A 26,231-nucleotide genomic window follows, 5' to 3' on the forward strand; every position below is an offset into this window, starting at 1 on the left:
ATCCTAATTACTCAGCTTTAGTAAAATTCAGAAGAAACCATTTTCCCATGTTTGCGAAGTTCTTCTTCAAGCTCTTCAAGAATGCGTACTTTCAAAGAAAGCTCACCGGAAAGCTTGGGATTCTGGTGAGCAGGATTGATGGCTTTCCCTCCGATAATCTTTATCTCGTCAGCTTCGCACAGGAGGCGATACAAACGACTGGCTCCATCCTGGCGCGAAAGCAGCTTTTCAGGATCTACATTTTCCCTAAAAAGCTTCAGCACTCGAGAAAGAGTCAATACTCCTTCGGTGACCAGATCCACCCCCTCCAGAATTCCCACCGGGGGAATTTCCGGACTCAACGACTCCAGGTCTACCTTAATTTCTTGCCCTAAGAGGCGAGAGACAATGTTTCCGGTAGTTCCTCCGCATACCACCTTTTTGCCTGGATAGGTAATAAACTTCTCAAACACCACTGAGTCAAAACTGGGGTTTTCTGGAGGACCTGCCCAGAGAACCACTCTATTGGGCAACCGAATTTTTGCAACCACACAGGTGGCATCGTCACCTGGTTTGGCATCGTAAAGCTTCAAGGTAGTATCGATAACTCTCTGAGCAAGAGAAGAGGCACTTAAATGAGGGGTAACAGTTATTTCTAAAAATGAAGCAATCTTTTCCCACTGCCAACCCAGGTTCCACTTACCACCAATTCCTGCATGCACCACGCCATCGCTAACGCCAACGATCCAGTCACCCTTCTGAAGGCGGAAGTTCGCTTCCCGTATGGTCATTTTTCCCATTTTTCTTTCTACGCGCTCGATGTACATAAGCCTGCCGTTGCGAATCCAGAAAATTTCCGGGTTGTCAAATTCAACCAGGTGTGTATCACCATTTTTTTTGATATGCAAAACCGAGAAAGTGCTATAGGCAATTTTGCGAACTCGGCATACGGGAAGGGTGTCGGCCAGGGTTTGCACCACCTCTTCAAGAGGCGTTTCTTCGCAGAGCATAGTTACGATAATTTTTGAAGTAAGGGTGGACAGAATGCTTGCTTTTACTCCACTTCCCAAACCATCTGACCAGACTATAATGGTCGATTTGGGACCTTTGTGGTAGGCAATACTGTCGCCACACAATTCTTCTCCATACTTGGGTATTTGTGCCGATCCTACTTCAACAAAAAGCTCTTCCACTACTCTGCAGACTCTCCTTTTAAAATTTTTATTAAAGCGTTGAGAAGGACCTTGGTTTCTGCCGTGGTTTCTCCAAGGAGGCTGGCAATTTCCTGAGCCACCCGCATCTGGTTGTTGATAACCTGCTGTGCTCTTTCTATGGTTTTCTCCCTGATTTCTTCCAATTTTTTCTCCTGTTCTTTTTCGCGGCTCAAATCAACAATGACACTCATAAGCAGCTTTGGTTTCTCCAGGTAAAAAACAGAAACCCTCGCATAAAGGTCGTCGTATTGCGGGAAATGAAACTCCTTAATCACTGCTCGATGAGTGCGTAGCACTTCCGCAAAAATAGAAGGGTCCATAAGAGCATCTATTCTTTTACCAACTACCAGTTTCCCTTCCAGATGAAACATCCTTCGAAAAGCGGGGTTTACTTCCACTATTCTCAAGTTATCGTCAAGAAGCACGATGCCATTAGGGGTCACGCTCATCAGGAAACTCGAGAAGGACTCTGCTCTTGCCCGCATGAAAGGAATGCACATTTCAGCTTCGGCCATACCTTGATATACAGCTATAGCTTTTTCTCGACAGGTGTTATAGCCACAGGCTCCACAGTTGAGTTCATCTCTGGGGGTAAACTTACCGGTTAGAGCGAGAATCTTTTTTATTTCCTCTTCTGGAGGTACAGGGCGCGGGATAGCTCGCTCTTTGAAAGTCCTGCGCAAGCTGGGTAAACTCTGAGGGTCCTGTTGATTGCTACTTTCAATATGCACCAACTTTTGTTCGGCAAAATCGATCACTCTCCTGCGTCTTTCCACCAGGGAGAGACCGGATTCGAGCATTGGTCCATCTATGCAACCTCCCTCGCAGGACATCATTTCGACCAGCTTCAATCCCGGGCTTTCTTTTTCAAATTCCTCAAGAAACCTTTTTGCCCGATCGATGCCGGTTATAACCAACTTTTCCACAGAAAGGAGATCTGTTTCCAGCGACGCTGATTTCAACAATCCTCCTTCCACCGGAAAAGCCCTCGCCCAGCTAATGCGAGACTGACTGAATGATTCTTCTGGTAAAGAGGCCAGATCTATCTTTTCTCTCTGGAGCCATTCTCTGAGTTCCTGAAAAGTGAGTACCACATCCACCTCTCCAAGCACTTCCTCTTCTTCAGCTTCCGCTTTTTTGGCAACACACGGCCCGATGAATACTACGCCTATCTCTTGTGAGGAATGTTCTTTCCTGAGAATCCTGGCATGAGCAATCATTGGCGAAACCACCGGAGCCAGATAGCCAATGTACTGAGGGTAATAAGTGTAAATTAAGGCGTTAATTGCAGGACAAGAGCTGGAAATAAAAGGCCCTTTCTTTTCTTGCACCAGGAGCGCATGCTCCAGAGCTACCCACTCTGCACCTTCTGCCGTTTCGCGGATTTCCTGAAAACCCAGTCTCTTCAAGCCACTAACCAATTGACCAGGGCTTACTTCTGGAAAGGCAGCTACAAAGGAAGGAGCAAGACTCACGACCACTTTTTCTTTATTTTTCAAAAGGGTAATTGCTTTCTCCACGTCCTTGCGCACCACTTTGGCTCCTTGGGGGCAAATGTTCAAACAACGTCCGTCTTTAATGCACCGCTCGTCAACTATCTCGGCATGGCCCATACTCACCCTGATGGCTTTGACCGGGCAATGACGCACACACTTATAACAATCCCGACAGCTGGTTACCTCGGTTTTAATGACGCTCATTTTGGATTTCCTTCAACACTTTTTCTTGGAAAACTTCTTCAAAATTGGAAGGCAAAACACCGCTCAGTGTTTCTCCATTGATGATTACTGTTACTCCCTGTTCACTGCACTTGCCGCAACAGAAAGTTCCTTTAAGCTCCACTTTTCCCTCAAGCTGGTGTTTTTCAATGAGCTCCTGGCATGTCTTGATTATTTCGTAAGCTCCCTTAAGGTGGCAGGAACTTCCCACACAAACACTAATCGTGAACATTTTCACGCTCCTTGACAAAAATAAATTTAGACACTTTTCGCTCTAAAGCTTTTAACCAGAATGCACAGCCCTATATTCTACCAACCTGATGCACACTTAGCAAGTTTTTGTGGTTTTTTTTAAGGAACTTTGGGTAGCCACACTTCTTCCTGCTGAGGCAAGCTTTCCTTAGTAACTTCCAGAGTGGAAGTTTCAAAACGACGCACCCTGGGAAATAATTTCAAAAAAGGGTCAACTGCATTAAGGGCAAAACTAAGGTATGGTGTTTTATAATGCATGGGCACTATAACACGGGGGTTGATTTGAGTAACTAACCGGTGCGCTTGATTATGATCGATGGTATACACTCCCCCTACTGGCACAAAGACGATATTCACCGGTTTCCAAGCTTCTATCTCGCCAGCAGGTGGAATATCTCCCAGGTCACCAAGATGTAAGAGCACAATACCATCTGCCTCGACTCTGTACACTAAGTTTTCGCCTCTTTTTCTTCCTCTTTCTTCATCATGAAAGGTTTTGAAGGCCGAAATGGTGATTCCGTTATATTTTATACTTCCACTTTGATTCACTATGCGAGGATTCCCTTTAATCAGAGCAACGTTATTGTGGTCATAGTGGTCGTGACTCACACAAACAAGGTCAGCCGTAACTTCCGGAAGAGGATAACCAACGCTACTATCAAAGGGGTCAAAGGCTATGCGAATACCTTCTGCAGTCTCCGCCAGAAAAAAAGCATGGCCAAACCAGGTAATTTTCATCTTTTTCACCTCCTCTTTAATATTATAACGGTTGAGAACACAATTTTTGCAATGTGGCGTAGAGTTCATTTTGGCCAGTGTAATAGAGATAGGCGATTTTGTTGTGAAGTAGTGGCTCGTCTCTTATTTCCGGGTAAATACGGGCAAGTTTTTCGAAATCCACACTCCCCGGTACCGGGGAATAGAGAGAAATGCGGGGACGCAAACCCAGTCTTCTTACATATTCCACTGAAGACAAATAGTCTTCAGATGAAGGGCCGGGAAAACCAAAGAGCAGATACACCTCGATTTCCTGGGGTGAGAAACCGACCCTCCGCAGTGAAACAACAGCGCTTTCGAAAGTCCGATTATCAACCTTATTACCCGTTATCTTTTGAATCTCCGGTGAAGTTGTTTCCAGGGCTATTCTCAGGGTTTTAAAGTTAGCTCTATACATCATCCTGGCAACTTGGGGTTCCAAAAAACAAGCGTGAACGCCGTTTGGCAGATGAAAGCGTAGGGGAAGATTCAGCTTGATTATTTCCTCAAGAAGCTGCAAAAATCCCTCCTGGGCTTGGAAAAGGAGCGCGTCGTCATAGAACGCAAAATCCCTGACTCCAAAAGTGTGATAAAGTGTTTCGATTTCCTGCACAACCAGAGTGGAGTCTCTCCTTAGAAAGGAGGGCCAGAGAGTACGCGAAGCACAATAGCTGCAGTGGAAAGGACATCCCACCGAAGTTATAATCACACCGTAAAAGAGTCGTTTATAAAGCGAGTACCAGGGTGATGTTGAGAAAAATTCTTCAGCCGTGCGAACCTGAAGATTACTTTCTAAGATAATGCCCACTTCCTGAAGTACCTGGACAGGGTCACAGGAAGCAATAACTGCATCGAATCCCCACTTTTTTGCGTGCTCTGAACACAAGACAGGGTAAATACCTCCCAGTACTACCTGACAGGATGGCCAGATTTCCTTGATTACTTCTTTCAAAAGCACTGCTCCTGGATACCAGTAAGTCATTCCACAGGTTATAAATGCAAAGTCAAAGGGTTTTCGCTGGCTCAGGTCTTTTTTTACCTCCGAAAGAGGAATGCCAAACCTTCCAAAGTGACGGGGAATGGTTCTCAAGCAATCCGGACGGGGAAGGATTTCTTTGTAATACCCACCGCAACCAAACTCGCGTAGGCGTTTCGGACCCCTGTTGCTTGCATCGGGCATTCCAGGATGATTGCGGTCCAGGCAGTCCAAGAGTTCAACCTCAAAACCTGCGTTTTTAAGGTGTGAAGCGATAAAAAGGAGCCCCAGAGGTTTCAACCAGAGGTCATACGCTGTAAAGTCATAAATCCAGGGGTTAGCAACCAGAATTCTCTTTTTCATTGCAAAAGTCCGGGCCGTTAGGACCCGGACATTCATTTTATTCCGATACGTCAGGGAGTCCCTCGTTCAGGAATTTATCATAAGCTCCCAAATCCAGGAAGCCGTGACCGCTGAGGTTAAAGAGGATTATCTTTTCTTCTCCTTTTTCTGCGCATTTTTTCGCTTCCTCAATACAGGCCTTAACCGCATGAGCACTTTCTGGTGCCACGACGATGCCCTCAGTCCTGGCAAAAAGCAGTGCTGCTTCAAACACTTCACTCTGATGATAGGCCTGAGCTTCGATATATCCTGTGTCGTAAAGAAGGCTTATAATGGGTGCCATGCCGTGATAGCGCAAGCCTCCAGCGTGAATGGCAGGAGGTATGAAATCATGCCCTAAGGTGTGCATTTTCAAAAGCGGCGTGTTTTTGGCTACATCTCCATAATCGTAATCGTATTTACCCTTAAGTAGCGATGAGCAAGCAACAGGTTCAACTGCGATGGCCCTAAAATCTTTGGTCCCTTTCAGTTTATCGCGCATAAATGGGAACAGAATCCCACCAAAGTTACTTCCTCCACCTACGCAACCAATGACAATGTCTGGAAAAGACTCTCCTGCCTTCTCAAGCTGCAAGCGAGCTTCCTCACCAATTATGGTTTGATGCAATAAAACGTGGTTCAAAACGCTTCCCAGGCTGTATTTGGAATTGGGGGTGTTAACCGCATCCTCAATGGCCTCGCTAATGGCGATACCCAGACTACCGAGGGAGTTGGGGTCTTTAGCTAAAATATCTCTTCCTGCTTTAGTACGCTCGCTGGGACTGGGAAATACACTTGCGCCCCAGGTCTGCATGAGGACTTTGCGGTAAGGTTTTTGCTCGTAGCTCACTTTGACCATATACACCGTACACTCTATGTCAAAAAACTGGCAAGCCATGGCCAGTGCCGAACCCCACTGCCCAGCCCCAGTCTCGGTAGTCAATCTTTTGGTGCCATCCTTTTTGTTGTAATAAGCCTGCGCCACTGCAGTGTTAGGTTTGTGGCTTCCCGCAGGGCTTACCCCTTCATACTTGTAATAAATGCGAGCAGGAGTCCTTAGTGCTTTCTCAAGTCTCAATGCTCGAATTAAGGGAGTAGGTCTCCATAAGCGGTAGATATCCAGAACTTCTCCCGGGATATCAATGAAGTTTTCGCTGCTTACTTCCTGAGCAATAAGACTTGGTGGAAAAATGGGTTCGAGATCCTGTGGTGCCACCGGCTGCTTGGTTAAAGGATGCAAAGGGGGATCCAAGGGGCGGGGAAGATCTGGCAAAATGTTGTACCATACAGTGGGCATTTCGGATTTCTTGAGCGTAATATGGTTTTCTATCATGGTTCATCCTCCTTCAGGTGATAATTTTTGATTTTTCTTTCTGAGTGAAACTTGAAACTGCTCTTTACGAATCACGACGAAAGCAAGGCACGGTCTTCTGCAAAGTCTTTATGCCGTGCTGCGCTGAAACGTTCCAAAAGTTCATTAACAGTAATCTTTTTTCTCTCCTCTCCAGCAATATCAAGCACTACTTCACCTTCATCCATCAGGAGAGTTCTCGTTCCATAGCGCAGGGCGTCGTTCAGGTTGTGGGTCACCATGAGCGCTGTCAAGCCGTTTTCGGCAATAAGTGAAGTGGTCAGATTCATGATTTTTTCTCCCGTTTTGGGGTCCAGATTAGCGGTATGTTCATCGAGAAGCAATATTTTGGGGTTACCCATAGTCGCCATCAAAAGCGCAAGTGCCTGACGCTGACCACCAGAGAGCAATCCTACCCGGTCACCGAGGCGCTTTTCAAGCCCGAGACCAATTTCAGCTAACTTTTCCCGGAAATAGCGACGCATTTTATCTTTGATAGCTATGCGTAGTCCTTTTTTCTTTCCTTTAAGGTAAGCAATGGCCAGGTTTTCTTCTATGGTTAAAGAGGCTGCAGTTCCACGGAAAGTATCCTGAAAAACTCTTCCCATAAAGTGAGCTCTTTTGTAGGCGGGGAGGTTGGTAACGTCTTTTCCATCAATCAGTATCTTTCCGGTGTCTGGCAAATAGGTACCGCTTATGAGGTTGAGAAGAGTTGTCTTTCCAGCTCCGTTACTGCCCACAATGGTGATGAATTCCCCGGGTGAGACACAAAGGTTTAGATTGCGTATGGCCCAGCGTTCATCAACGGTCCCTTTAAAAAAATATTTATTTAACTTTTGGAGTTCCAGCATACGTTCCATTTACCGTTCTCCAACCAATTTTTTCTTCAGCGCAGGAAAAGAGAGAATCACTATAACCAGGATGCCAGTAAAAAGTTTCAGGTCGTAGGGCTTGAAGCCAATGGTATATCCCCAATTGAGAGCTACTGCTGTAGCCATTCGATAAACGATTGACCCCACGATTACCTGAAAAGTCAACCAGAAAATCCTTTTTCCCCTTATCAGCACTTCTCCCACTATAACCGAAGCCAGACCTGAAACCACCATACCTATTCCCATGTTAATGTCGACGAAACCCTGATACTGTGCAAACATGGCTCCGGAAAGAGCCACCAGCGAGTTAGAAAGAGCGATACCGGTTAGCTTCATTCTGTCCGGGTTGATCCCCTGAGCCTCAACGAGCGTCTCGTTATCCCCGGTTGCTCGCAGAGAGAGGCCAACTTCGGTTTGCAGGAAAAGGTCCAGCAGTATCTTTAACACCACTACCAAGGCAAGCAAAAAGAGGAAACGCAGATACGCTTCAGGTATTCCCGGCAATAGGTCACGAAGGATAGTAAAAGCTGTTCGATGTCCCAGGTTCTCAGAAAGAGAAATATTGGGTCTTCCCATGACTCTTAAATTGATGGAGTAAAGGCATATCATAGTGAGGATGCCCGAAAGAAGTGCGGGAATACGTGAGAAAGTATGCAGTGTCCCGGTCAGGAGGCCGGCCAGCGCCCCGGCTAAAAGAGCAGCCAGCATTCCCGAGAACGGGTCAAAACCCCGAGTAACCATGAAGGCAAAAACGGCTGCACCCAGAGGATAACTTCCATCAACAGTCAAATCTGGAAAATTCAAACACCTGAAAGTAATGAAAACCCCGAGAGCCAGAATTCCAAACAGGATGCCTTCCTGCAAACTGTACAGAAAGAAGATACCTATCTGCTTTTCCTCCCTCGCATTGGGGATGGTGTGAGAAACTTGCACACCATCCCCCAGATTCATTTACTCGCTCAAAAATTGCAGGTTAACTTCTACGCCTTTTTCTTCCATGTCACGGACATACTGTTCAAGCTGAGCCCGAAGCTCGTCGATGTTCATGCCAAGTACCTTTGCTGTTTCGGGATTGACCAGAAGCACCAACTTCTGGGCAAACTGTACCGGGATATCACCAGGATTTTCTCCCTTAAGCACTCGAGCCACTATCGCTGCTGTCTGCCGACCATGGAGATAGTAGTCAAAACCCAGAGCGAGCAACGCTCCTTTCTCTACCGTCGTGGGGTCAGCCAGAACAAGTGGAACCTTAGCTTCGTTACAGGCCTTGGCTACTGCGTCCAGTGCGCTGACCACCGTATTGTCAGTAGACACATATACAGCATCCACTTTGCGTACCAAAGTTTGAGCTGCCATCGCAACGTCGGCAGTACTGGCTACCGTAGCTTCCAGGAGTTCCAACCCGTTCGCAGCACAGGCCTCTTTAGCCATTTCATTGGTAACTACCGAGTTCACTTCTCCAGCATTGTACAGCGTACCCACCCTCTTTGCATCCTTAAACAGGTATTTAATGAGTTCTATCTGCTTATCAACGGGAGTCATATCCGATACACCGGTAATGTTACCACCTGGGTGCTCGAGAGACTCAACAAGACCTGCGCTAACCGGATCGGTCACTGCAGAAAAGACGATGGGAATTTCTTTGGTGGCATTAGCTGCTGCCTGAGAAGTCGGTGTGGCAATGGAAACGATCAAATCCACTTTCTCGGCCACAAACTTCCGAGCAATGGTATTGGCTGTAGCCACATCCCCCTGAGCAGATTGAATGTCATACTCAATGTTTTCGCCTTCTACGTACCCGAACTCCTCTTTCAGTGCATCGATGAGCCCGTCTCTGACGGCATTGAGAGCTGGATGGTCCACAATCTGCATGATGCCAATTTTGACCTTATCTTGAGACATTGCTGGAGAAACGATCATTGCCATGAAAAGAAACACCAGTGCAAATAATGCAAACTTTTTCATTTTTCCACCTCCCTCATTTCATTTTATTATAAAAAAACCCCCCGCCGCAGGGACGAGGGGTAACTCGCGGTGCCACCCTTTTTGGGTTTGAAAAACCCCACTCTTTCCTTTAACGCAGGCTATGCGACTCGGCCTACTCGTTGTCTCATCGATAATTTACTTTCGGCCTGCTCCTCCAGGGCCCATTCGTTCCCAACCAGGCACCGGTTCTCAGCACTACCGGCTCTCTGTGAGCGCCAGTTCTGGAACTACTTGTCCCCTTCCTCGGATTTTACGCGTATAGTTTGTATGTGTAATATTATACGTTAATGGTAAAATAAGTAAATAAGTAAATAAGTACTTAAGTATTCAGAACTTCTTACCGGTTCTTTCAGACAATTTCAATACGATATTCAGTGCTTCACGCCTGCAGACTTCGGTAACCGGAATTCAAGCAGATTTTTTTCCTGAGCAATTAACATGCTTAAAAGGCAAGAGATAGTGCTTTCGGCACCACGATTGGCGTTGAGTCCTTGAGGTGTAAGGCCATCAGCACAAGAACCATCCAAGGGGTTGTAAAGACTCAAACGGTGTATATTTTTGCCAAAATACCATTCCACTGCACTCCGTGCTCGCTCCAGATTTTCCTCCGGGCTGTAAAACTCTGCAGCTTCAAGAGAAGCAATCAGCATCCACATAGCTTCGATTGGTTGCTGGTCAAAAACCGGCTTGGTGCCATTTTTATGATACCAACCCCGGTTGCCAACCGGCATGAACATTTCTCTTTCAAAAACTTTTTCGCACAAAAACTCAAAGCTCTCCCGGGCTACGGTTAAAAACTCCTTCCGACCGGTTAATTTATAAGCGCTAAAGAGCCCTGAGGGTAAAAGGGCATTCCCCCAGGTCATGATATCTTCAAACCAGCGCCAGCTTGCATCCGCTTGTTCTTTGTAAAGGGCAAGCAGCCTTTCTCCAAAAATTGAAGCAGCCTTTACGTGGTCGAGTGGTACGGGGGAAGTTTTGTTCTTGGAAAGCCCTTCCAAACCTTTCAGAATAAATGCCCAGGGACGAGGATGTTGAAGCGAAAACAGGTTAGGCAAAAACCGCTCCAACATTTGTTTTGCAGCTCCCTTAAGGTCTTCACCAACCCCCGTGTTCATGAACCAAGCCAGAGCCCAGAAAGTCCTCGCCTGTGCGTCCTCAGAACCTACTTCATCAAGGAACTGGCGGTTGATGGACACCTCATTTCTGAAGTATCCATCTTCCCTCTGCACCCACTGCAAAAAGGCCAGATATCTTCTGGCCAATTTTATAGCCCTCTCCTCGTTGTACAAATCAAAGTATTTTGAAACGACAATCAAGGCTCGGCAATTGTCATCAGTGGTGTACCCAAAATCCAGATTGGGTACACCAAAAGTAGCATGCTGGTAAAGACCAATATGGTCTGTCAGGCTTTCCAGATAATCCAGGTTTATGCTTGGCATTTTGCGAAGAACACTTTTGCAAATCATAGCCATCTTCCCCTTCTTCCCTTCAGGAAGCGAGCAGGAACGAGCTCACACTGTCGAAAAGACGGGCGTATTCCTTGCCTACATTGCTCCAAGAAAGTTGCTCGCCAAAAATTCTGGCCTTACGTTCTATCTGATACCTGCGCCAAGGATTACTCAAAAGGTACCACAGTGCTTCTTCAATGCTCTTTGAATCTCGGAAATCAACAATGATACCTCTTCCATCACGAAGCAGTTCCTTTGCGTAAAGATAAGGAGTGGAAATGATTACTTTACCAAAGTGCATGGCATAGGCCAGGGTTCCACTCACTACTTGCTGAGGATTGAGGTAGGGCGTTATGTAAATATCAGTAGCCATCAGGTATCTGATCAGGTCTCGTTTTGTGAGATACCGGTTGACAAAGCGTACATGTTTTTCAAGACCCAGTTCAGCAACCATATTTTCGAGGTATTTGCGATATCTCTCTCCTTCCCTCTTCTTGACCTCAGGATGCGTAGCGCCCAGAATCAGATAAATAACATTAGGAAATTTTTTAACCACTCGAGGTAAAGCTTCAATGGCATACTCTATTCCCTTTCCGCGATTGATTAAGCCGAAAGTAGAAAGTACAATTCTTCCCTGCAGTCCAAGCTGGTTCTTAATATCTTCCTTGCTTTCCATAAGCTTGGAAGGAGCTCCATGATGAATCATTTCGACTTTTTCCCGGGGTATGCCATATATCTCTTCCAGTAAGGGAATAGCCAGACTGTTCATGCAAACCACCCTGTCTGCATACTGCCCTATCCTGGAAAGAATCCTTCTCTGGTTGTAGGTTGGTTCATAAAGAATAGTGTGCAAAGTTACTACCACTGGTTTTTCGAGATGCTCCAGAAAGTGCAGGACCATTTCTCCGTCTTTGCCTCCAAAAATTCCATATTCGTGCTGCACACTCACTACGTCTGCATTCTGATTGGCGAAATGAGCGGCTTCTATATAATCTTCCAGTTGATTTTTTTTGATCGTCAACTCAACTTCCTGGGGGTGAGAAAAATCATTCTCCCCTTGCAGAATAGAAATAATCGCTGGTGCTGTAGACGTATGTTCAGCCACAGCCCAGGCAAGGTCTTGAGTAAAAGTAGCAATGCCGCATTCAGTCGGGGGATAGGTAGACAGGTAAACAACTTTTCCCGAGTAGAGATTGTTTTTCATTTTTCTACCCTCCTTTCCTGAACATTTTGAGTGCCCCTTCCGTACTTATCTTCGTAGCGAATCACATCCTCTTCATCAAAAGTGCCAAAGGATATTTCCAGCACTCGCACTTTTTGATCCTTGGCGCTTAGGCGATGTTTGGTATAGCGTGGAATAAAAACTGGTTCCAGCTCTCCAGGATTCATAACATGACCATCGATTTCTACCACTGCACCGGAGGTAAGGGGCACCCACAACTCGTCTCGGTGATTGTGAGACTGCAAACTTAAAATTTCCCCTGGATTTACTTCCAGTATCTTTACCGTGGTGGGTTGATTCAGGGTATATTGGATGAACCTACCCCAAGGCTTTTTCACTTCCTTGGGATTAGGTACCAAGCTTTCTTGAGTAAAAGCTTCAGAAACTGCTCTATTTCTCAACGCCACCACCTCCCTTAAGGTATAATCACACTTTTCGCGAGAATTTCAAGTTAAAAGATGTGTTCGTGACTGAAAGCCTTGAAGAAACCCTTAGCAAGAAAAGAGAAAAGAGAAATGCTTCGAACTAAAGCCTGTTTTTATTATAATCAAAAATCAGGAAATGTCAAATCTGGGTCCTGGACAATGCGTTCTCCTGGTTTTTTCTGCTTGTTAAAGGACTTCCAGTAAACCCACACCAGCCAGGATAGTATAACCAGGAAAAACCATGTTGCGTTAGTTTGCTCCCCTAAAACCCTGTTATTTCACTCGTGAGAGCATCAAAAGGAACCCCAATTCGACTAATAGGCTATTTTAACTCTTCTACCTCCAGTCCCAGCAAAAAAGCAACATTCTTAATGACGTGAGAATGGTGTCCGGTCAAGATACAGGCATGGTGAGAATAAAGGCTTTCCATCAGTTTATGCCCGTCAGACACTTTAATTATGCCCCCTCGCAGACAGTCAGAATCAGGATACTCCACGTAACCTTTAAGCTCACCCTGGATAATTTGCATCCTGGAAATTGATGGGTCTATCTTAACCAGGGTTACTGGACCTAACGGGAAGCAGGCATCAACAGCAGTGGCGTTCGGGTCAACAATTTGCAGGACCCTCGGTTTCAATGTCCAGGTGTTAGCAAAAGAAGGAGGCATGAGACCAAAATAACCGCAATGGGCTATCAAAAGATGGTTTTCCGGTTCTTCAACTTTAGGAAAATTACTTATTCGTTCGTGCTGCAGGGCTGCTCTACCCACCAAGAAAGGATAGACATTACTCATCATAACTGGAGAACGGAGAGTGCTATAAACGATGAATTTGGTGAGCATAGAAAGAAGGTCTGCTTCACAACCCCAGATTATCCCTTTTTCCTCAAAAAGAATACTCCAGGCAAGGCAAGGGGTAGTATCCAGGTAGAAAGATTCGTTCAAACAATTCATACCAACTACCTTGACTTTGGGATTTTCTTCTATTTCCTGCTTCAAAGCCAGGTAAAGCTTCAAAGCAGAAAGCAACGCCTGTTCTGAAATCTTGCCAATTGGGAAGTTCCATCTGTACCAGGTTTTACGTGCTATATCGTCCTCTACCTTTTTGACCTTTTCAGCAAGCTGTTTAAGGCTCTTTTTCTTTATAGATACACCAAACCTGGTATTAATTGCTCTCACGCATTCCTCTTCCCACCAGTAAAAGCGTTTGAAAATGCTTGCTTGCATTCCCTCTCCCGGGTTGTCCTGAAATACCAGAAAGTCGGTTTCAGGCATTTCTCGCTTTAAAGCAAGACCTCGAAGCAGTGCTTTGCTCATTTCCACATCATAGGGAGCGAATATTTTGATTCCTTTAGAACGTAGATAGCTAACGATTTCCCAATCCCACATGTTCACAGTGCCAAAGTCTGAAGTGATCACCATCATGGGTATCTTGATTTGAGCTATTGCCTCAACTCTTCGGTAGGCATCTCCCAGAATTTGGGGAAAAACAACCGCATCTGCTTCAGGTAAAGGATTCCCCAGCGGTAAGGGGTCGAGTATGTCAGCTTCTTTAGAAAAGAATTTCTTGAGGTTCTCAACCCCTTTCACAAACTCCTCATCCTGAGCAGATTGAAAATATATGGGCACCAGTTTTGCTTTCACATCTATCTCCCCCTTAAAAGCGTGTATACCACCAGTATAATGGGAAACGGGGCTTTTGAGAAGGATTTGCTTTCCGTGAAGTGCGCTTTCACCCTCCCACTTCCTTAACTGTCTTAACTGTCGTAAATCTGTATGACCTTAGGGGAAAGGATTAGGCGATAAACTCTTAAGATACTCGTCCCGAAGATTGCTTGTAAGAGTGGTGAACATTTTTTGTTAAAAGCAGATAGCTTCTGTGTAGTGTGTTTCCTGGAGGCAATTACATTTGACAAAACGGCTCACCTCCCGTGTTCTCGGGTGAGCCTTTCAAGCACTACGGAATCATACTTTTTAAGACAGAAAAACCGCCTTTTGCAAAAAGAGGGATTTTCCTTTCTCTTGGGCTTTTGGAGCGGGTTTCAGCACTTCTGGCGCGCCTGGAGGGAGTCGAACCCCCAACCTACGGATCCGAAGTCCGCCGCTCTGTCCTGTTGAGCTACAGGCGCACCACCCATTCTGAAATATAATCTTTTCGGAGTACTTTGTCAATCAAGTTTTTGTTTGTGGGAAGAAAGGACACTGTCCAGGTAGCCTTCATATCCTAATTGCTCAAGCAGTGCTGCTTTTTCTTCAACTTTTTCACGCATGGATTCCTGGTATTCTTTTAATTTTTCCTGTAACTTGGGATATTTTATGGAGAGAATCCTTACTGCAAGCAAACCGGCATTGCGAGCATTATTGATGGCTACTGTAGCCACAGGTACACCTCGCGGCATCTGAACAATGGAGAAAAGAGAATCAATGCCAGAAAGAGAGGAAGTTTTCACTGGAACTCCGATTACTGGAAGGTGAGTGATGGAAGCGACCATACCCGGAAGATGTGCTGCTCCACCGGCTCCGGCGATGATGACTTCAATACCGCGTTCAGCAGCTTCACGGGCATAATTGAACATTCTTTCTGGAGTTCTATGGGCTGAAACAATAGTTATTTCAAAGGTTATACCGAACTCTTCAAGAACCAGAGCTGCTTCTTTCATGACTGGCAGGTCTGAGTCGCTCCCCATAATAATTCCCACTTGAGGGTTCATTTTTTCTCCTCCTCTTTTAAGAGTTGTAGACTTAAATTAGATACCAGAAAGAGACCCTCTGGGCAAGTTGAATATAAAGTGTTTTCTTTTCGAGTTGAGGGAATATGGTGTATAATCAAGGCCAAAAAGTGGTGGTTGTGATGTGGCCGTACCCTTTTTCCGAAATCCATTGGGGCAATTTTGAGCGACAGGTTAAAAGCAGGTTTCAAAGAATGCAGCAAGAACAAGTGGTTTCACGGTTGTTTGCAAAGGACTATACTCTTTGGAAACCTTCACCAGAGGAGATTACTAACCGCCTGGGCTGGCTTGATTCGCCAGAGCAGATGAAAAAGGAAATCCAAATACTGAAAGCATTTGCAGAGGAACTGCAAAAAGAAGGTTTTAGAGTTGCCTGTCTTTTAGGTATGGGCGGATCCAGCCTTGCTCCCGAAATGTTTAGCAAGGTTTTTGGCAAGACCGAGGGTTTTTTGGATTTACTGGTTCTTGATAGTACTGATCCGGACTGGATAGCGTACCTGGAAAATAAGCTGCCCTGCGAGAATAGCATGTTCATTGTGTCCACCAAATCGGGTACTACGGCAGAGACTCTCGCCTTTTTCAGGTACTTTTTTCATAAACTTTCGCAGTTAAAAGGCAAAGAAGCAGGAAGGCATTTTGTGGCTATAACCGACCCGGGCAGTCCTCTGGAAGAAATTGCTTCCAGGCGTCTTTTTAGGAAAACCTTTCTGAATAATCCAGATATAGGAGGTCGTTATTCGGCACTCTCTTTTTTCGGATTAGTACCAGCCAGCCTTTTAGGTATAGATCTTGGAAAGCTGCTTGATAAAGCTATTTTAATGCGAGAGTTTTGCAGTAGCGATAATTCAGAGTGCAATCCAGCTGTTGTACTTGCCACGTATCTGGGCGAACTCGCTCTTTTGGGTAGGGACAAAGCAACATTCTTTTTTGACCCTCCTTCTCTATCGAGTTTTGGGGATTGGATTGAACAGCTTATTGCAGAAAGCACAGGAAAAGAAGGCAAAGGAATCCTTCCTGTAGTTACCGAAAAACCTCTTAAACCAGAAGACTATGGCAGCGACCGAACCTTTATCTTTATTGAGGATATGGAAAGCTCTTTGTTCCGGGACTTTAAAGAGGATCTCAGGCGCAATGGCCATCCTGTATTGAGTTTGAAGATTGAAGATTTTTACGATGTAGGAGGTCTCTTTTTCGTGTGGGAAATGGCTGTTGCTTTGGCTGGTCATATTCTTCAGATAAACCCCTTTGACCAACCTAACGTGGAGTCAACCAAGGCTTTTACCCGGGCGTTGATTAGCGATTATGTAAAGGAAGGAAAATTATCTCAGGAGAAACCTCTTTTTGAGGAAGATGGAGTGAGTGTTTTTGGAAACTGGCCTGGCAGCAATTGTAAGGAAGTTATGCGCAACTTTGTGAAGGAAGTGAATACTGGTGGCTATATTGCTGTTCAAGCTTTCATGGCACCATTTGAAAACACAAAACGTGAATTAGAGGAAATTGCTCTTCTGCTCCAGAAAATAAGTAAAGTTGCTGTAACTATCGGTTTTGGGCCTCGCTTTCTTCATTCCACTGGTCAGCTGCACAAAGGAGATGCCGGAAAGGGTATTTTCTTGCAATTTTTAACCGAAAACCAGAATGATATGGTCATACCTGAACTGGATACTGAAAACTGCTCTTCTGCAGTGAACAGACTCACTTTTTCGGTGCTCAAAAAAGCTCAGGCCCTGGGGGATCGAGAAGCACTTCGGGAAGCAGGAAGAAAAGTATTGGGCATACAACTTGAGAGAGCTGAGGACCTTTTAACTGTGAAGGAAGTGCTTCATGCGCTTTTAGCTGAAGGTCGATAAACTGGTCCAAAAGTTTTTGACTACTGGTTTTTGAGGGGTTCCGGGCTTGCACTGAGGTCAACAAAAAACCACGGGTTCCAACGAACCTTCCAACCTTTTCTCGTCGAGGGATCCAGCTTTCACCAAACACCCTCGACGCTTCAGATTCAGGCTTTTGCTTTCCCTTCGGAAAGCTTCGAACTTTTCCCTTACGGGCTTAAGCTCTTTTTCCTGAACCTCAGGTTTTCTGATTCCTCAGAACCCGTGACATAAATAATAATACCACCCCCTGCTTTCTCTGTCAAGGGGTGGTAGAAAAAATTCTGTAGAGGTATCGGAGTTTCATTCACAGTGTTTTGTAAGGCTAAAAGAGGATTATATGGTTGAAAAAATTTTTGTAAAAAGTTGCCATTTTTTGATTTTAAAAACTGGTATCCAGGGACAGGTAGAATTCGGGTTTACCTTCCCTGCTTATAGGATAGCTCAGGCCAGTGGTTAAAAGCAACGGAATGGAGTCGTTGCCGAGAAAGGCACGGGCATTAAGTTCACCTCCTATGGCGAAGAACTCTTCTCCAAAGTTTTCGTTTGCAATGCTGGCTCCCTGAAGATACACTTTGCCTCTAAGGTCTTTTATAAAAAAGGTGTTTCCCAAAGGTAGGTAAAGAACCTTGAGTGGAAAAGACAGAGAGATTTCTCCATAGAGAAAATTCTTGCCTCGAATTTGAGGATGGCCTTTTAAGGGAATGTTTTGATCTCCAATGGCAAAAGCATCCTCGAAGGAGCTTTGGCCTTCTGCCAGGGAAAAAGAGAGAATACTATTTTTGGTGGGAACGACATAATCTTTTGTATATTGTAGTACCAATTCAGAACCTGGTTCCTGGTTACAATATCCCACAAACCATGAACCTTCAAAGCTTTCTCTGTAAATCCACGCATCGTTTCCCCCATATTGTTTTGTTGCGAATTCACTCAGCAATCCTCTTTTGTGGTGTGATGGTGAACTGCTTTCCACAGGTTTTTGTATCAGCGATAGCTTCAGTACTCCTTGACGGTTTTGGGTGATAACTGGCAAACTTGCACCGAAAGACCATTCATCTTGCTTTCCAGATTGGACCGAAAGATGAAAGTCCACAGGTTGAGCACGGTTTATATACTGGATTTTCACATCGCTGAAGTTATAGTTGAGGGAAAAGTAGATTTTCTCCAGAGGGTCCTGGGATTCCAGTTTTACTCCTTCTACCTGGGGTAAGATTCTAAATCGTAAATGTTTTAATGGTTGATACGCTTTTTCTGTTGAGAAAGGTTTGTCTGGAGACATAGTGTTCACTTCTGGTAGCGGTTCTTTAGTAAGTCTTATTTTTTGCCAGAGCAATTTGTTTATTTTTCCTACCTCATATCCTCCAGCGTGGTAAGCAACCGTATATGTTGCGTCCTTACAGAGTATGGAATCGAAAACTCCACTGGCGACGTCAGTCAGTCGGAAAAAGGCACCATTTTCGAGAGAGTAAGCATAAAGGTCGTACTTGCCGTTTCGGTCGGATGAGAAACAGAGGTATTTTCCGTTCTCGGAGAAGCTAGGGTACAAATCTGCTGCCTGATCCTGGGTAAGGAAACGAAGGCATCCCTCTTCTAACTCTAAAAGGGCTATATCTGCGTAACCGTAGTGCCATCCTGAGATAGCGAGAAGTTTTTTATCTGGAGAAATGACCATTTCTATGGGGTGAAAGGAAGATGGAAAGGAATATACGGGAACAATTTCCTGATTGTCCAGATCCAGTACGAAAATGCCTTTTTGCGCTGGTTCCCTACTTAGAAATAAAATTTTATGATTGTTTAGAAACAAGGGAGATAAAGCCCTTAAGTACTGTGTCATGCGTTTTTCTTGCTTTTTTTGGAAATCATACATGAAGATATCAACGTAATCCCTGTATTTGCCCTCTACCCTCTTACTATATATCACTTTCTGCCCATCATCTGAAAAAGAAGCTCTTCCTTTGATTTCACCGGTTATTAGTAACTTTTCTTGGTTTGAGGAGAGAGCAAGCATTCGTAGTCCGGGGAGAAAGCGGGGGTGAGAGAGGGAGTAGACAAGATGCATCCCATCGGGAGCGATAGTTAAGCCCCGGGTGTAAAACCCTTTATTGGTCAAAAATTTGATTTGTGTTGCGGGACTTTGAGTGGTAGTTTTTTCCAACATGTATTTTTCCCAGTCTCTGAAGAGTTGGTTTAGGGTGATTCCAGTTGCTTTTTTGACTGCTCTGGCAAGGTCAAACGGGTTGGCTGTTCTGTTTTGATAAATCACTATTTTTTGCAGAGTTTCGGCTCCAAATCTCTCGACAATGTAAGCACAAAGGCTTGCACCGTAAACGTAGCAGCCAAGGCTTCCTGGCCACTCATCAGTGTAGCCGTAGCCACCAAAGAGCGAAGGATTTTTAAGTCCATTCGCAGTTTCTTCTCTCCAGTACATTTCAAACAGGGGGTCCTGGAGGCGCCCCTGATCATTGAGCGTTGATTCCATATATATTGCATAACCTTCTTTGAACCAGGCAGGCTGCAGAGCTCCTGGGGGGATGACTTTTCCCAACATTTTTCCCCAAAGTTCCTCCTGAGGTATTATTCCACCTTGAAAGAGATGGGCCAGTTCGTGAGTGAGCACAAGTTTGAACCAGTTTCCAAAATGAGTTCCTGACAAGTGGTCAGCCGGGTAAGCGCTTAAAACGATTATTTTTTGCCAGAGTGTATAAGCAAAAGCATTTGAAGCCACCGAAGAATCAAGAATGACTATTTGAGGTTTAGGAGTAAGGGTGCTATGAAATGTATTTTCCAATTTCTCTATGGTAGTTTCTCCTATCTCCACGATTTCAGGAACGTAGTTCCTTAAGGAAGCAGGAAAGATTATCTCCAGTTTGGGAGTGCTTATAGAAAAAAAATCCTGATGAGGCGAAATCCTTAATGCTGCATCACAGCTTGGGAAGCTAAGCCACAATATAGAGGATAGTGATAGCAGAATGATGAAAATCCAGGCGTTTTTGAGGAAATACTTAAGCTTTATTTTCACCATTGGTGATTTCTGTACCCAAGTCGGTTGGAGCTCTCCCCAGTTTGTAAAGGAGCTGGAGAGTTTGTTTTATCTGATCTTCCAGGCTCTCTTTTTCGTGTGCTCTGTGGGGGTAAATTACGTATTGTTTTCTGAAGTGTGCAGGGGTAACGTTTAGCATTAAAGAGTTTGCACCAGCCATAAGGCCGTTTTCTCGAGCTAAGGGGTCCAAGGTTTCAAAAGCAGTCGTCACCAGTATTTTAGAATGCTTGGGTGCCAGGATGCGTATTAATGCTAAGGCGTTGAGCACACGGGTTTTGTTTGGAGGCCGAGAGTGTCCCAGAGGGGTTTCTGGATGAGGCAGGAAGGGGCCAAAGCTACACATTTCGGCGCGCAACTCGCTGGTAAGAAAGATATCATTTAAGAGGTCTTCATCACTCTGGCCTGGAAGGCCAATTAGAGCGCCGGTGATGATCAAGTAGCCTATTTGATACGCAATTTTCAGATGCTGAATCCGCTCTTCCAGTGAATAGCCGGGATGCAACTTTTCATAGAGTACCGGATTGCTGGTTTCAAAGCGCATCAGAATCCCGCGCGCTCCTGCTTGATACAGAATTTCCAAGCCTCTCTCACCTACTTCGCCACAACTTACAAAGATTAACACAGGGCGTTGCCGTTTAAGTTCTTTTATCAATTCTGCAAGTCGTTTTGCAGGGAAACAAGGGTCTTCTCCACTTTGGAGAACCAAGGCCTGGAACCCGTACTGATCAATAGCCTGAATTGCTGTTTGTATTATTTCCTCATCGGACATTCGGTAGCGTTTTAATTTTCTGTTGTGTATGGATATCCCACAGTAGCTACAGTTCCGAGAGCAGAAATTGGAGAACTCGATTATTCCGTGCACACAGCATGAGTTCCCCAGATATTTTCTACGCAAAAAATTAGCAGTTTTATAAAGCAATTCCCTTTCTTTTTCATCTTCCAGGTTGAGAAGGAAAAGCGCCTCTTTTTGTGAGAGAGTTTTTTCTTCCAGAACTTTATCGAGTATTCTGAGTAAATCGTTGCTGGTAGCTTTCCTTTCAAGCTGAAGTCGACTCAGCCTGAGGTCTACTTCCTGAAGCTCAAAAAAGGTTTCTTTCCAGGTCGAGAGAATGGATTGTGCTTCTTCAGGGGGAATTTTTTTGATCACAAATCCCCCTTGAGCGTAAACAAAATCTCCAGGAGAAAGGTGTTCGAGTTCGTTGTAGGCTTTCCTTTTTTCTCCAAAGTAGTCTATGATGGCCAGGTTGTTTTCAATTTCCTCTACAAGGCCAGGTATGGCATAACACACAGCAATCCCCCGTCCTATTCGTAATCGAAAGAAAGCAATCGTAATTCTCGAGTGGAGCTTGATTCGATTTCAAGCTCAGCTTCTTCCAGAATAGTGCCTTTGCTTTTCTCTTTGAAGAAAAAGCGCAATACTTCTGGATTTATCTCTGTAAAATCGCCCATCCTGAGGTATATCCTGGTTATTTTTTTAGCGCCCAGATTGGTTCCCATTGCTAACAGGTCGTCAAACAGCTGTTGTATAAGGTGGAGTTCGTGCATTATTCATGCCTCCAGTATATAGTTCGCTATTTCGCGAGCGGCTTTTTCTACCTGAGGGTTTAGCCCTTCTCCAAAAGAAACATCCGCAGGTTGTATGCCCACGAAGAAAACAGTACAACCACTTTCTTCAGCAAGGGCTTGATAGAGGATAGGAATGGGTAAGTTGTGTGTACTCAAAGTCATTGCAAAAATTTCTTCTTCAGATATAATTCTTATCTCGCCAGGTTCACCACCAAAGTCGGCAGCATCTATGATTATGATTTTTCCGCTATCTTTTTTCACAAAATCAAGGCTTTTTTCTGGTCGGTCGTAAACGTTGAGTAGCGAAACCCCCGGTGGCAACCTTTTGGCCAGCAATTCAGCAAGATAAGGTCCGACTCCATCATCTTTGCGAAGGGGGTTGCCAATAGTAATGATTAGAGTCGTTCTTTCTGGATCAGGTTTTAGTACTTCCTGGAGAGTTGGTTTTGTTTTCATGGCCATTATTTTACAAAACTTACCTTGAGAAAATGAGTTGAACAAGATATACAGGGGTCATAAGACCTGACCAGCATTTCCAGCCTGTGGACTATTTCCTCTTCGTCTTTTTCAAGGATTTCTGGAATTAATTTCCTCATATCATATTCAATATTCTGGAGATTTTGGGCGGTGGGTATTATGCAATTCGCGTCTGTAATATGCCCATTGTCATCTACCTGGTAGTGATGGAAAAGAATTCCTCGTGGCGCTTCCACTGCACCTACTCCACTGCCTGCTTTTACGGGAATGTTTTTTTTCTCATTGAGGCCTACCACGATTTCCTCATCGTAGTTAATGCCATCTCGCATGAGCTCTTTGATGATATCCATACCGTGGTACAAACAGTGGAAACATTCTACAACCTGGGCAAGGGTATTGAGGTAAGGATTTGTAATTTTGCGGTTCATGCCCAGTGCATCACCTACTTCTTTGGCTTTGGGGTGCAATTTGGAGTAGTTCAGATTAAGGCGTGCCAGGGCGCCAACCATGTATGACTCACGGTTCCACTTGGTACGCTTTGCCGTTGAGTAAGGTACCACAAACTCATTGGTTACTTTCTGGTAGTCTTTTTTGTCGACTGTTATGCCTTCCGAGGACCCAATAGCGCTTCCCTGAAGTAGAGGATATTCTGCATCTTCTGAAACTAAGGCCACATACTCGGTATCGCGTTCAAACTGGGGGAAAGACAACTGGTTCATTAGTTCTGCGGTTTCTTCGAGGTCTTTGGTCATTCCTTCAAGTAACTCAAGCATTGTTTCAAGGTCTTTTTCCCGAGGGAGTTTTGTAAATCCACCTACAGTGCAGGATATAGGATGTACATGCCTTCCAACCAGGATATCACATACTTGGTTGCAGGTTTTTTTCATTCTTAGAGCACGTTTCACGGTCTGGTTATGCGTGTCTATAAGTGGGACGAAGCTTTTGACTCCCAGAAAGTCAGGCAGGGCCAGGAGGTAAATGTGTAGAATATGGCTGTCTAATATCTCGAGATCCATAAGTAGTTTTCTTAATTTTACGGTTTGCTCGCTGGGCGTAAATCCTATAGCATCTTCGGCTGCTTGGATTGACGCCAGGGAGTGACTGCAAGCACATATTCCACATATGCGGGACGTAATATGTTGCACTTCGAATACTGAACGTCCGCGCAACATACCTTCAAAGAAGCGTGGTGACTCCACAATCTCTAAGCGACATTCTTCTAGAGAGCCGTCTCGTACATTGATTACTATGTTTCCATGCCCTTCAACACGAGTTAAATATTCTAAGTTGACATTAAAACTCTTGCTCATTTTTGAATCCCACCCTGCAAATTTTGTTTTAGGCGACAGGTGTTGTACATGTCCATTCTTTTAACGATGAAATTCAGGTCGATGTTGTATTGCTTGAGAACCTCCTGGAAGCCTTTTTCATTGGGATTAGACACCATGCCCCGACATCCGTAACAAATATTTCCGTTATTGATACACCATGAGTTGCAACCAGCTCGAGTGATGGGCCCCAGGCAGGTGATACCCTTTTCGTAGAAGCAGACATTTTCGTTGAATTTACATTCTACACAGACTGCTACGTCCGGGACATGGTAAGGAAGTCCAGAGAGGGCGCATTTGAGAACTTCTACAAACTCTGGAGGATATACCGGACAGCCGTGGACAAAGTAGTCTACTTCCACCACTTCATGTAAAGGCCTGGTAGGCAGAGTTTCGAAAAGCTGAGCACTATCTCCGTAAACGTATTTCTTTATTTCTTCGAGAGAAAAGTTATTTTTTATGCCGTTAATTCCCCCAATAGTCGCGCAGGAACCATAAGCGATGAGCGTTTTCGACCTTTGACGAATTTTGGTTATTCTCTCTACATCGTGTGGGGTGGTAATGCTACCTTCAACTATGGCTATATCATAAACACCGTCCCACTTTTCGCTCATTACTTCTCGAAATTCTACTAAATCTATGATTTCCAGAATAGAAAGCAATGATTCACCAAAGTTAGCGACCTGAAGCTGACAGCCTTCGCAACAAGTGAAGTCAAAAAAGGCTACCTTGGGAGGTTTCATTATATCGCCCCTTTCAGGTTTTTAATGCGGCTATAAAAAAATACCGGGCCGTCCTGACAGCAATAAATATCGTGAATTTGGCAATGCCCGCATTTGCCAAGACCGCATTTCATGTGGCGTTCTAAGGAAAGCACGATGTGCTCTTCAGGAACCCCCTTTTTAAGCAGTTCTGCAATTACGAAACGGTACATTACAGGAGGACCAACTATCACTGCAAACGTATTCTCTGGGTCAATGTCCACGTTGGGAATTAGCGTGGTTATTACGCCGACGTTCCCCATCCATTCCGGGTCTGCTTCGTCAACTGTACAGCTAAAGTTGACATCCAGTCTTTGTTGCCAGGTTGTGATTTCATCCTTGAAAAGCATGTTTTGGGGATTTTTGCAGCCAAAAAGTACCTGAACCTTACCAAAATCTCGACGATTGTCCATAACGTAATTGATGAGAGACCTTAAAGGCGCGATGCCTATACCACCGGCAACCATCAAGAGATCATGACCTATTAACTTGGTAATTGGAAAGCCCACTCCAAAGGGTCCTCTAATACCTATGTTGTCACCGGCTTCAAGTCGATGTAGGGCCCTGGTGAGTCTTCCCACAGCTCTGACGCACAGCTCAAAACTGTTTCTGTGGGTAGGCGAGGAACATATGGAGATAGGTGCTTCTCCAACACCTCTCAGGGATACTTCTACAAACTGTCCGGGCTCAAAGTCCAGTATTTCTCCTTCCGGTAGAGCGATTTCGAATAACTTATCTTGGCTGGTCAGCCTTGAAGTACGTACTATGGTGGCTTCTTTTACTTCATAGCCAGTATGACTTATCAAGAGCTTGTCCATACTTTTCCCTCCTTTGTGTGGAGGTAACCAGTTTCTTGAGCCAGTTGGGTTATGGTTTCTTTAAGGTCTATCTTTGCCATGCAAGTTCTGCTGCACCGTCCACACCCTGTACAGAAGAACTTATTATACCTTTTGACTGGGTAAGAGAATTTTCGATTGAAGCGATGACGTTTGCGGTCTGAACGTAGAGCGCGAAAGCTCTCTCCACTGGCAATTTTCGCAAAGGGTTCGTTTTGACAAGAGTCCCACACGCGGATGCGCTTGCCGGTCTTGAGGTCCAGATTGGGCACATCCATTACATCGAAACAATAACAGGTAGGACATACATTGGTGCAGTTTGCGCAGGAAAGACAGCGGTTGCCAATTTCTTCCCAAACCTTGGCTTCAAAGCCTTCTGCAAACATTTTGGGTATCAGATTGCGGTCTATAGGGACTTCAGGCTCGAAGGTGTCTTGTTTTTTTTCTCGAAGATGTTGTAGGTCTTTAAAGTGTTTTGGTGCCGGATCTGTGAAAAATTGAAAATTTTTAATCAGTTCTTCCCCCTTCTGGGTGGCGATGTGTACCATAAAGTAGTCGTTAAGGTCAGTGAAGAAGAGGTCGTATCCGCCTTGAGGGAGAAAAGTACCCATTAGGCCACACGATGCAAAGCTATCGCAATAGTTATTGCACTCCAGGCCTATAAGGGTTATGTACCCTTTGCGAATGAGGTAATTGATATCTTTAGGGCGGTCGTTGAAAACTACGTTAAGACATTGAATTCCTGCAAGATCACAGGTGTGTACTCCAAAGAGAATAAGTTTTTCAACTTCCACAACTGGTTGCATATTTTGTCCTCGACTGGCATCGTATTCGGCCAGCGTTTCGTATTGAGGCATGAAGTACTTTTTTGGAGGAAGTATGGTGGGAATATAATTAAGAGCTATTTCTTCTGCTTGACTTACTTCTTCAAAAGAAAACTGGTTTGTTTTTTGGTCTTTCCTGACTGGAGCTACTACTTTGGATATTAAATTGAGGTGCTCGATAAACGCTCCAAAGTGCTCTTTTTGAAGGACGAGATATCTCAAAT

23 protein-coding genes, 1 tRNA gene and 1 other annotated feature are annotated in these 26,231 nt (G+C 44.8%); of the genes, 1 reads left to right on the forward strand and 23 read right to left on the reverse strand.

The annotated features are described in order from the left end of the window. Positions 1 to 17: 17 nt before the first annotated feature. The 15 genes from ACKTT1_RS04975 to purE all read right to left on the reverse strand — a co-directional run bounded on the left by ACKTT1_RS04975 (position 18) and on the right by purE (position 15,292). On the reverse strand, positions 18 to 1,172 hold the full coding sequence (locus tag ACKTT1_RS04975) for a SpoIIE family protein phosphatase (RefSeq protein ID WP_412710408.1): 1,155 nt from the start codon (positions 1,170 to 1,172) through the stop codon (positions 18 to 20). Further along, positions 1,172 to 2,893 carry a [Fe-Fe] hydrogenase large subunit C-terminal domain-containing protein gene (locus ACKTT1_RS04980; protein ID WP_412710409.1) on the reverse strand — a complete coding sequence of 574 codons (1,722 nt, stop codon included), beginning with the start codon at positions 2,891 to 2,893 and terminating at the stop codon, positions 1,172 to 1,174. Before ACKTT1_RS04980 ends, ACKTT1_RS04975 begins: the two co-directional genes overlap by 1 nt. Next, entirely contained in the window at positions 2,880 to 3,161 is a 282-nt protein-coding gene (locus ACKTT1_RS04985; protein ID WP_412710410.1) for a (2Fe-2S) ferredoxin domain-containing protein, read from the reverse strand. Before ACKTT1_RS04985 ends, ACKTT1_RS04980 begins: the two co-directional genes overlap by 14 nt. Before the next feature lie 101 nt (positions 3,162 to 3,262). Continuing rightward, a complete protein-coding gene (locus tag ACKTT1_RS04990) occupies positions 3,263 to 3,901 on the reverse strand; it encodes an MBL fold metallo-hydrolase (protein WP_412710411.1) in 639 nt (212 codons plus the stop codon). Between the two features lie 22 nt (positions 3,902 to 3,923). Next, on the reverse strand, positions 3,924 to 5,258 hold the full coding sequence (locus ACKTT1_RS04995) for a B12-binding domain-containing radical SAM protein (RefSeq protein ID WP_412710412.1): 1,335 nt from the start codon (positions 5,256 to 5,258) through the stop codon (positions 3,924 to 3,926). Positions 5,259 to 5,295: 37 nt separating this feature from the next. Continuing rightward, positions 5,296 to 6,609, reverse strand: coding sequence for a TrpB-like pyridoxal phosphate-dependent enzyme (locus ACKTT1_RS05000; protein ID WP_412710413.1), 1,314 nt, complete (start codon positions 6,607 to 6,609; stop codon positions 5,296 to 5,298). Between the two features lie 71 nt (positions 6,610 to 6,680). Then, positions 6,681 to 7,478, reverse strand: coding sequence for an ABC transporter ATP-binding protein (locus tag ACKTT1_RS05005; protein WP_412710552.1), 798 nt, complete (start codon positions 7,476 to 7,478; stop codon positions 6,681 to 6,683). Positions 7,479 to 7,487: 9 nt separating this feature from the next. Then, the gene (locus tag ACKTT1_RS05010; protein WP_412710414.1) at positions 7,488 to 8,432 is read right to left on the reverse strand and encodes an ABC transporter permease; all 945 of its coding nucleotides are present in this window, start codon (positions 8,430 to 8,432) and stop codon (positions 7,488 to 7,490) included. A gap of 18 nt (positions 8,433 to 8,450) precedes the next feature. Beyond that, on the reverse strand, positions 8,451 to 9,464 hold the full coding sequence (locus tag ACKTT1_RS05015) for an ABC transporter substrate-binding protein (protein ID WP_412710415.1): 1,014 nt from the start codon (positions 9,462 to 9,464) through the stop codon (positions 8,451 to 8,453). A 45-nt stretch (positions 9,465 to 9,509) separates the two neighbouring features. Beyond that, positions 9,510 to 9,738, reverse strand: a binding site (T-box leader). Positions 9,739 to 9,856: 118 nt separating this feature from the next. Then, complete coding sequence (locus ACKTT1_RS05020; protein ID WP_412710416.1) at positions 9,857 to 10,954, reverse strand: hypothetical protein; 1,098 nt, start codon at positions 10,952 to 10,954, stop codon at positions 9,857 to 9,859. Positions 10,955 to 10,976: 22 nt separating this feature from the next. Beyond that, positions 10,977 to 12,140 (reverse strand): glycosyltransferase family 4 protein, encoded by a 1,164-nt coding sequence (locus tag ACKTT1_RS05025; RefSeq protein WP_412710417.1) that lies wholly within the window; start codon positions 12,138 to 12,140, stop codon positions 10,977 to 10,979. After that, positions 12,137 to 12,559, reverse strand: coding sequence for a phosphomannose isomerase type II C-terminal cupin domain (locus tag ACKTT1_RS05030; protein ID WP_412710418.1), 423 nt, complete (start codon positions 12,557 to 12,559; stop codon positions 12,137 to 12,139). The genes ACKTT1_RS05025 and ACKTT1_RS05030 overlap by 4 nt, the downstream gene beginning before the upstream one ends. Before the next feature lie 346 nt (positions 12,560 to 12,905). Next, the gene (locus ACKTT1_RS05035) at positions 12,906 to 14,225 is read right to left on the reverse strand and encodes a hypothetical protein (protein ID WP_412710419.1); all 1,320 of its coding nucleotides are present in this window, start codon (positions 14,223 to 14,225) and stop codon (positions 12,906 to 12,908) included. A 408-nt stretch (positions 14,226 to 14,633) separates the two neighbouring features. Further along, positions 14,634 to 14,710: transfer RNA gene (locus ACKTT1_RS05040), tRNA-Arg, on the reverse strand. A 39-nt stretch (positions 14,711 to 14,749) separates the two neighbouring features. Beyond that, on the reverse strand, positions 14,750 to 15,292 hold the full coding sequence (gene purE, locus ACKTT1_RS05045; protein ID WP_369019346.1) for a 5-(carboxyamino)imidazole ribonucleotide mutase: 543 nt from the start codon (positions 15,290 to 15,292) through the stop codon (positions 14,750 to 14,752). Between the two features lie 212 nt (positions 15,293 to 15,504). On the opposite strand from purE, the gene ACKTT1_RS05050 reads away from it, so the two are divergent. Continuing rightward, the gene (locus ACKTT1_RS05050) at positions 15,505 to 17,157 is read left to right on the forward strand and encodes a hypothetical protein (RefSeq protein ID WP_412710420.1); all 1,653 of its coding nucleotides are present in this window, start codon (positions 15,505 to 15,507) and stop codon (positions 17,155 to 17,157) included. A 400-nt stretch (positions 17,158 to 17,557) separates the two neighbouring features. Here the strand turns inward: ACKTT1_RS05050 and ACKTT1_RS05055 are convergent, their stop codons facing one another. Genes ACKTT1_RS05055 through ACKTT1_RS05090 form a run of 8 tightly spaced genes read right to left on the reverse strand, consistent with a single transcriptional unit; the run spans position 17,558 to position 26,229 of the window. Continuing rightward, positions 17,558 to 20,197, reverse strand: coding sequence for a hypothetical protein (locus ACKTT1_RS05055; RefSeq protein ID WP_412710421.1), 2,640 nt, complete (start codon positions 20,195 to 20,197; stop codon positions 17,558 to 17,560). Next, complete coding sequence (locus ACKTT1_RS05060; RefSeq protein WP_412710422.1) at positions 20,178 to 21,503, reverse strand: radical SAM protein; 1,326 nt, start codon at positions 21,501 to 21,503, stop codon at positions 20,178 to 20,180. Before ACKTT1_RS05060 ends, ACKTT1_RS05055 begins: the two co-directional genes overlap by 20 nt. Positions 21,504 to 21,517: 14 nt before the next feature. Further along, on the reverse strand, positions 21,518 to 21,760 hold the full coding sequence (locus ACKTT1_RS05065) for a hydrogenase/urease maturation nickel metallochaperone HypA (RefSeq protein ID WP_369019342.1): 243 nt from the start codon (positions 21,758 to 21,760) through the stop codon (positions 21,518 to 21,520). A gap of 3 nt (positions 21,761 to 21,763) precedes the next feature. Further along, entirely contained in the window at positions 21,764 to 22,237 is a 474-nt protein-coding gene (locus ACKTT1_RS05070) for a hydrogenase maturation protease (RefSeq protein WP_369019341.1), read from the reverse strand. Positions 22,238 to 22,242: 5 nt separating this feature from the next. Further along, the gene (locus ACKTT1_RS05075; protein ID WP_412710423.1) at positions 22,243 to 23,568 is read right to left on the reverse strand and encodes a Ni/Fe hydrogenase subunit alpha; all 1,326 of its coding nucleotides are present in this window, start codon (positions 23,566 to 23,568) and stop codon (positions 22,243 to 22,245) included. Continuing rightward, positions 23,565 to 24,329, reverse strand: coding sequence for a cytochrome B (locus ACKTT1_RS05080; RefSeq protein WP_369019339.1), 765 nt, complete (start codon positions 24,327 to 24,329; stop codon positions 23,565 to 23,567). Before ACKTT1_RS05080 ends, ACKTT1_RS05075 begins: the two co-directional genes overlap by 4 nt. Further along, positions 24,329 to 25,165 carry an FAD/NAD(P)-binding protein gene (locus ACKTT1_RS05085; protein ID WP_369019338.1) on the reverse strand — a complete coding sequence of 279 codons (837 nt, stop codon included), beginning with the start codon at positions 25,163 to 25,165 and terminating at the stop codon, positions 24,329 to 24,331. Before ACKTT1_RS05085 ends, ACKTT1_RS05080 begins: the two co-directional genes overlap by 1 nt. Continuing rightward, positions 25,150 to 26,229: a 4Fe-4S dicluster domain-containing protein gene (locus ACKTT1_RS05090; RefSeq protein WP_369019337.1), complete on the reverse strand. Its 1,080-nt coding sequence runs from the start codon at positions 26,227 to 26,229 to the stop codon at positions 25,150 to 25,152. The genes ACKTT1_RS05085 and ACKTT1_RS05090 overlap by 16 nt, the downstream gene beginning before the upstream one ends. Positions 26,230 to 26,231 lie beyond the last annotated feature (2 nt).

Source organism: Atrimonas thermophila (assembly GCF_045864955.1).
Lineage (GTDB): Bacteria > Atribacterota > Atribacteria > Atribacterales > Thermatribacteraceae > Thermatribacter > Thermatribacter velox.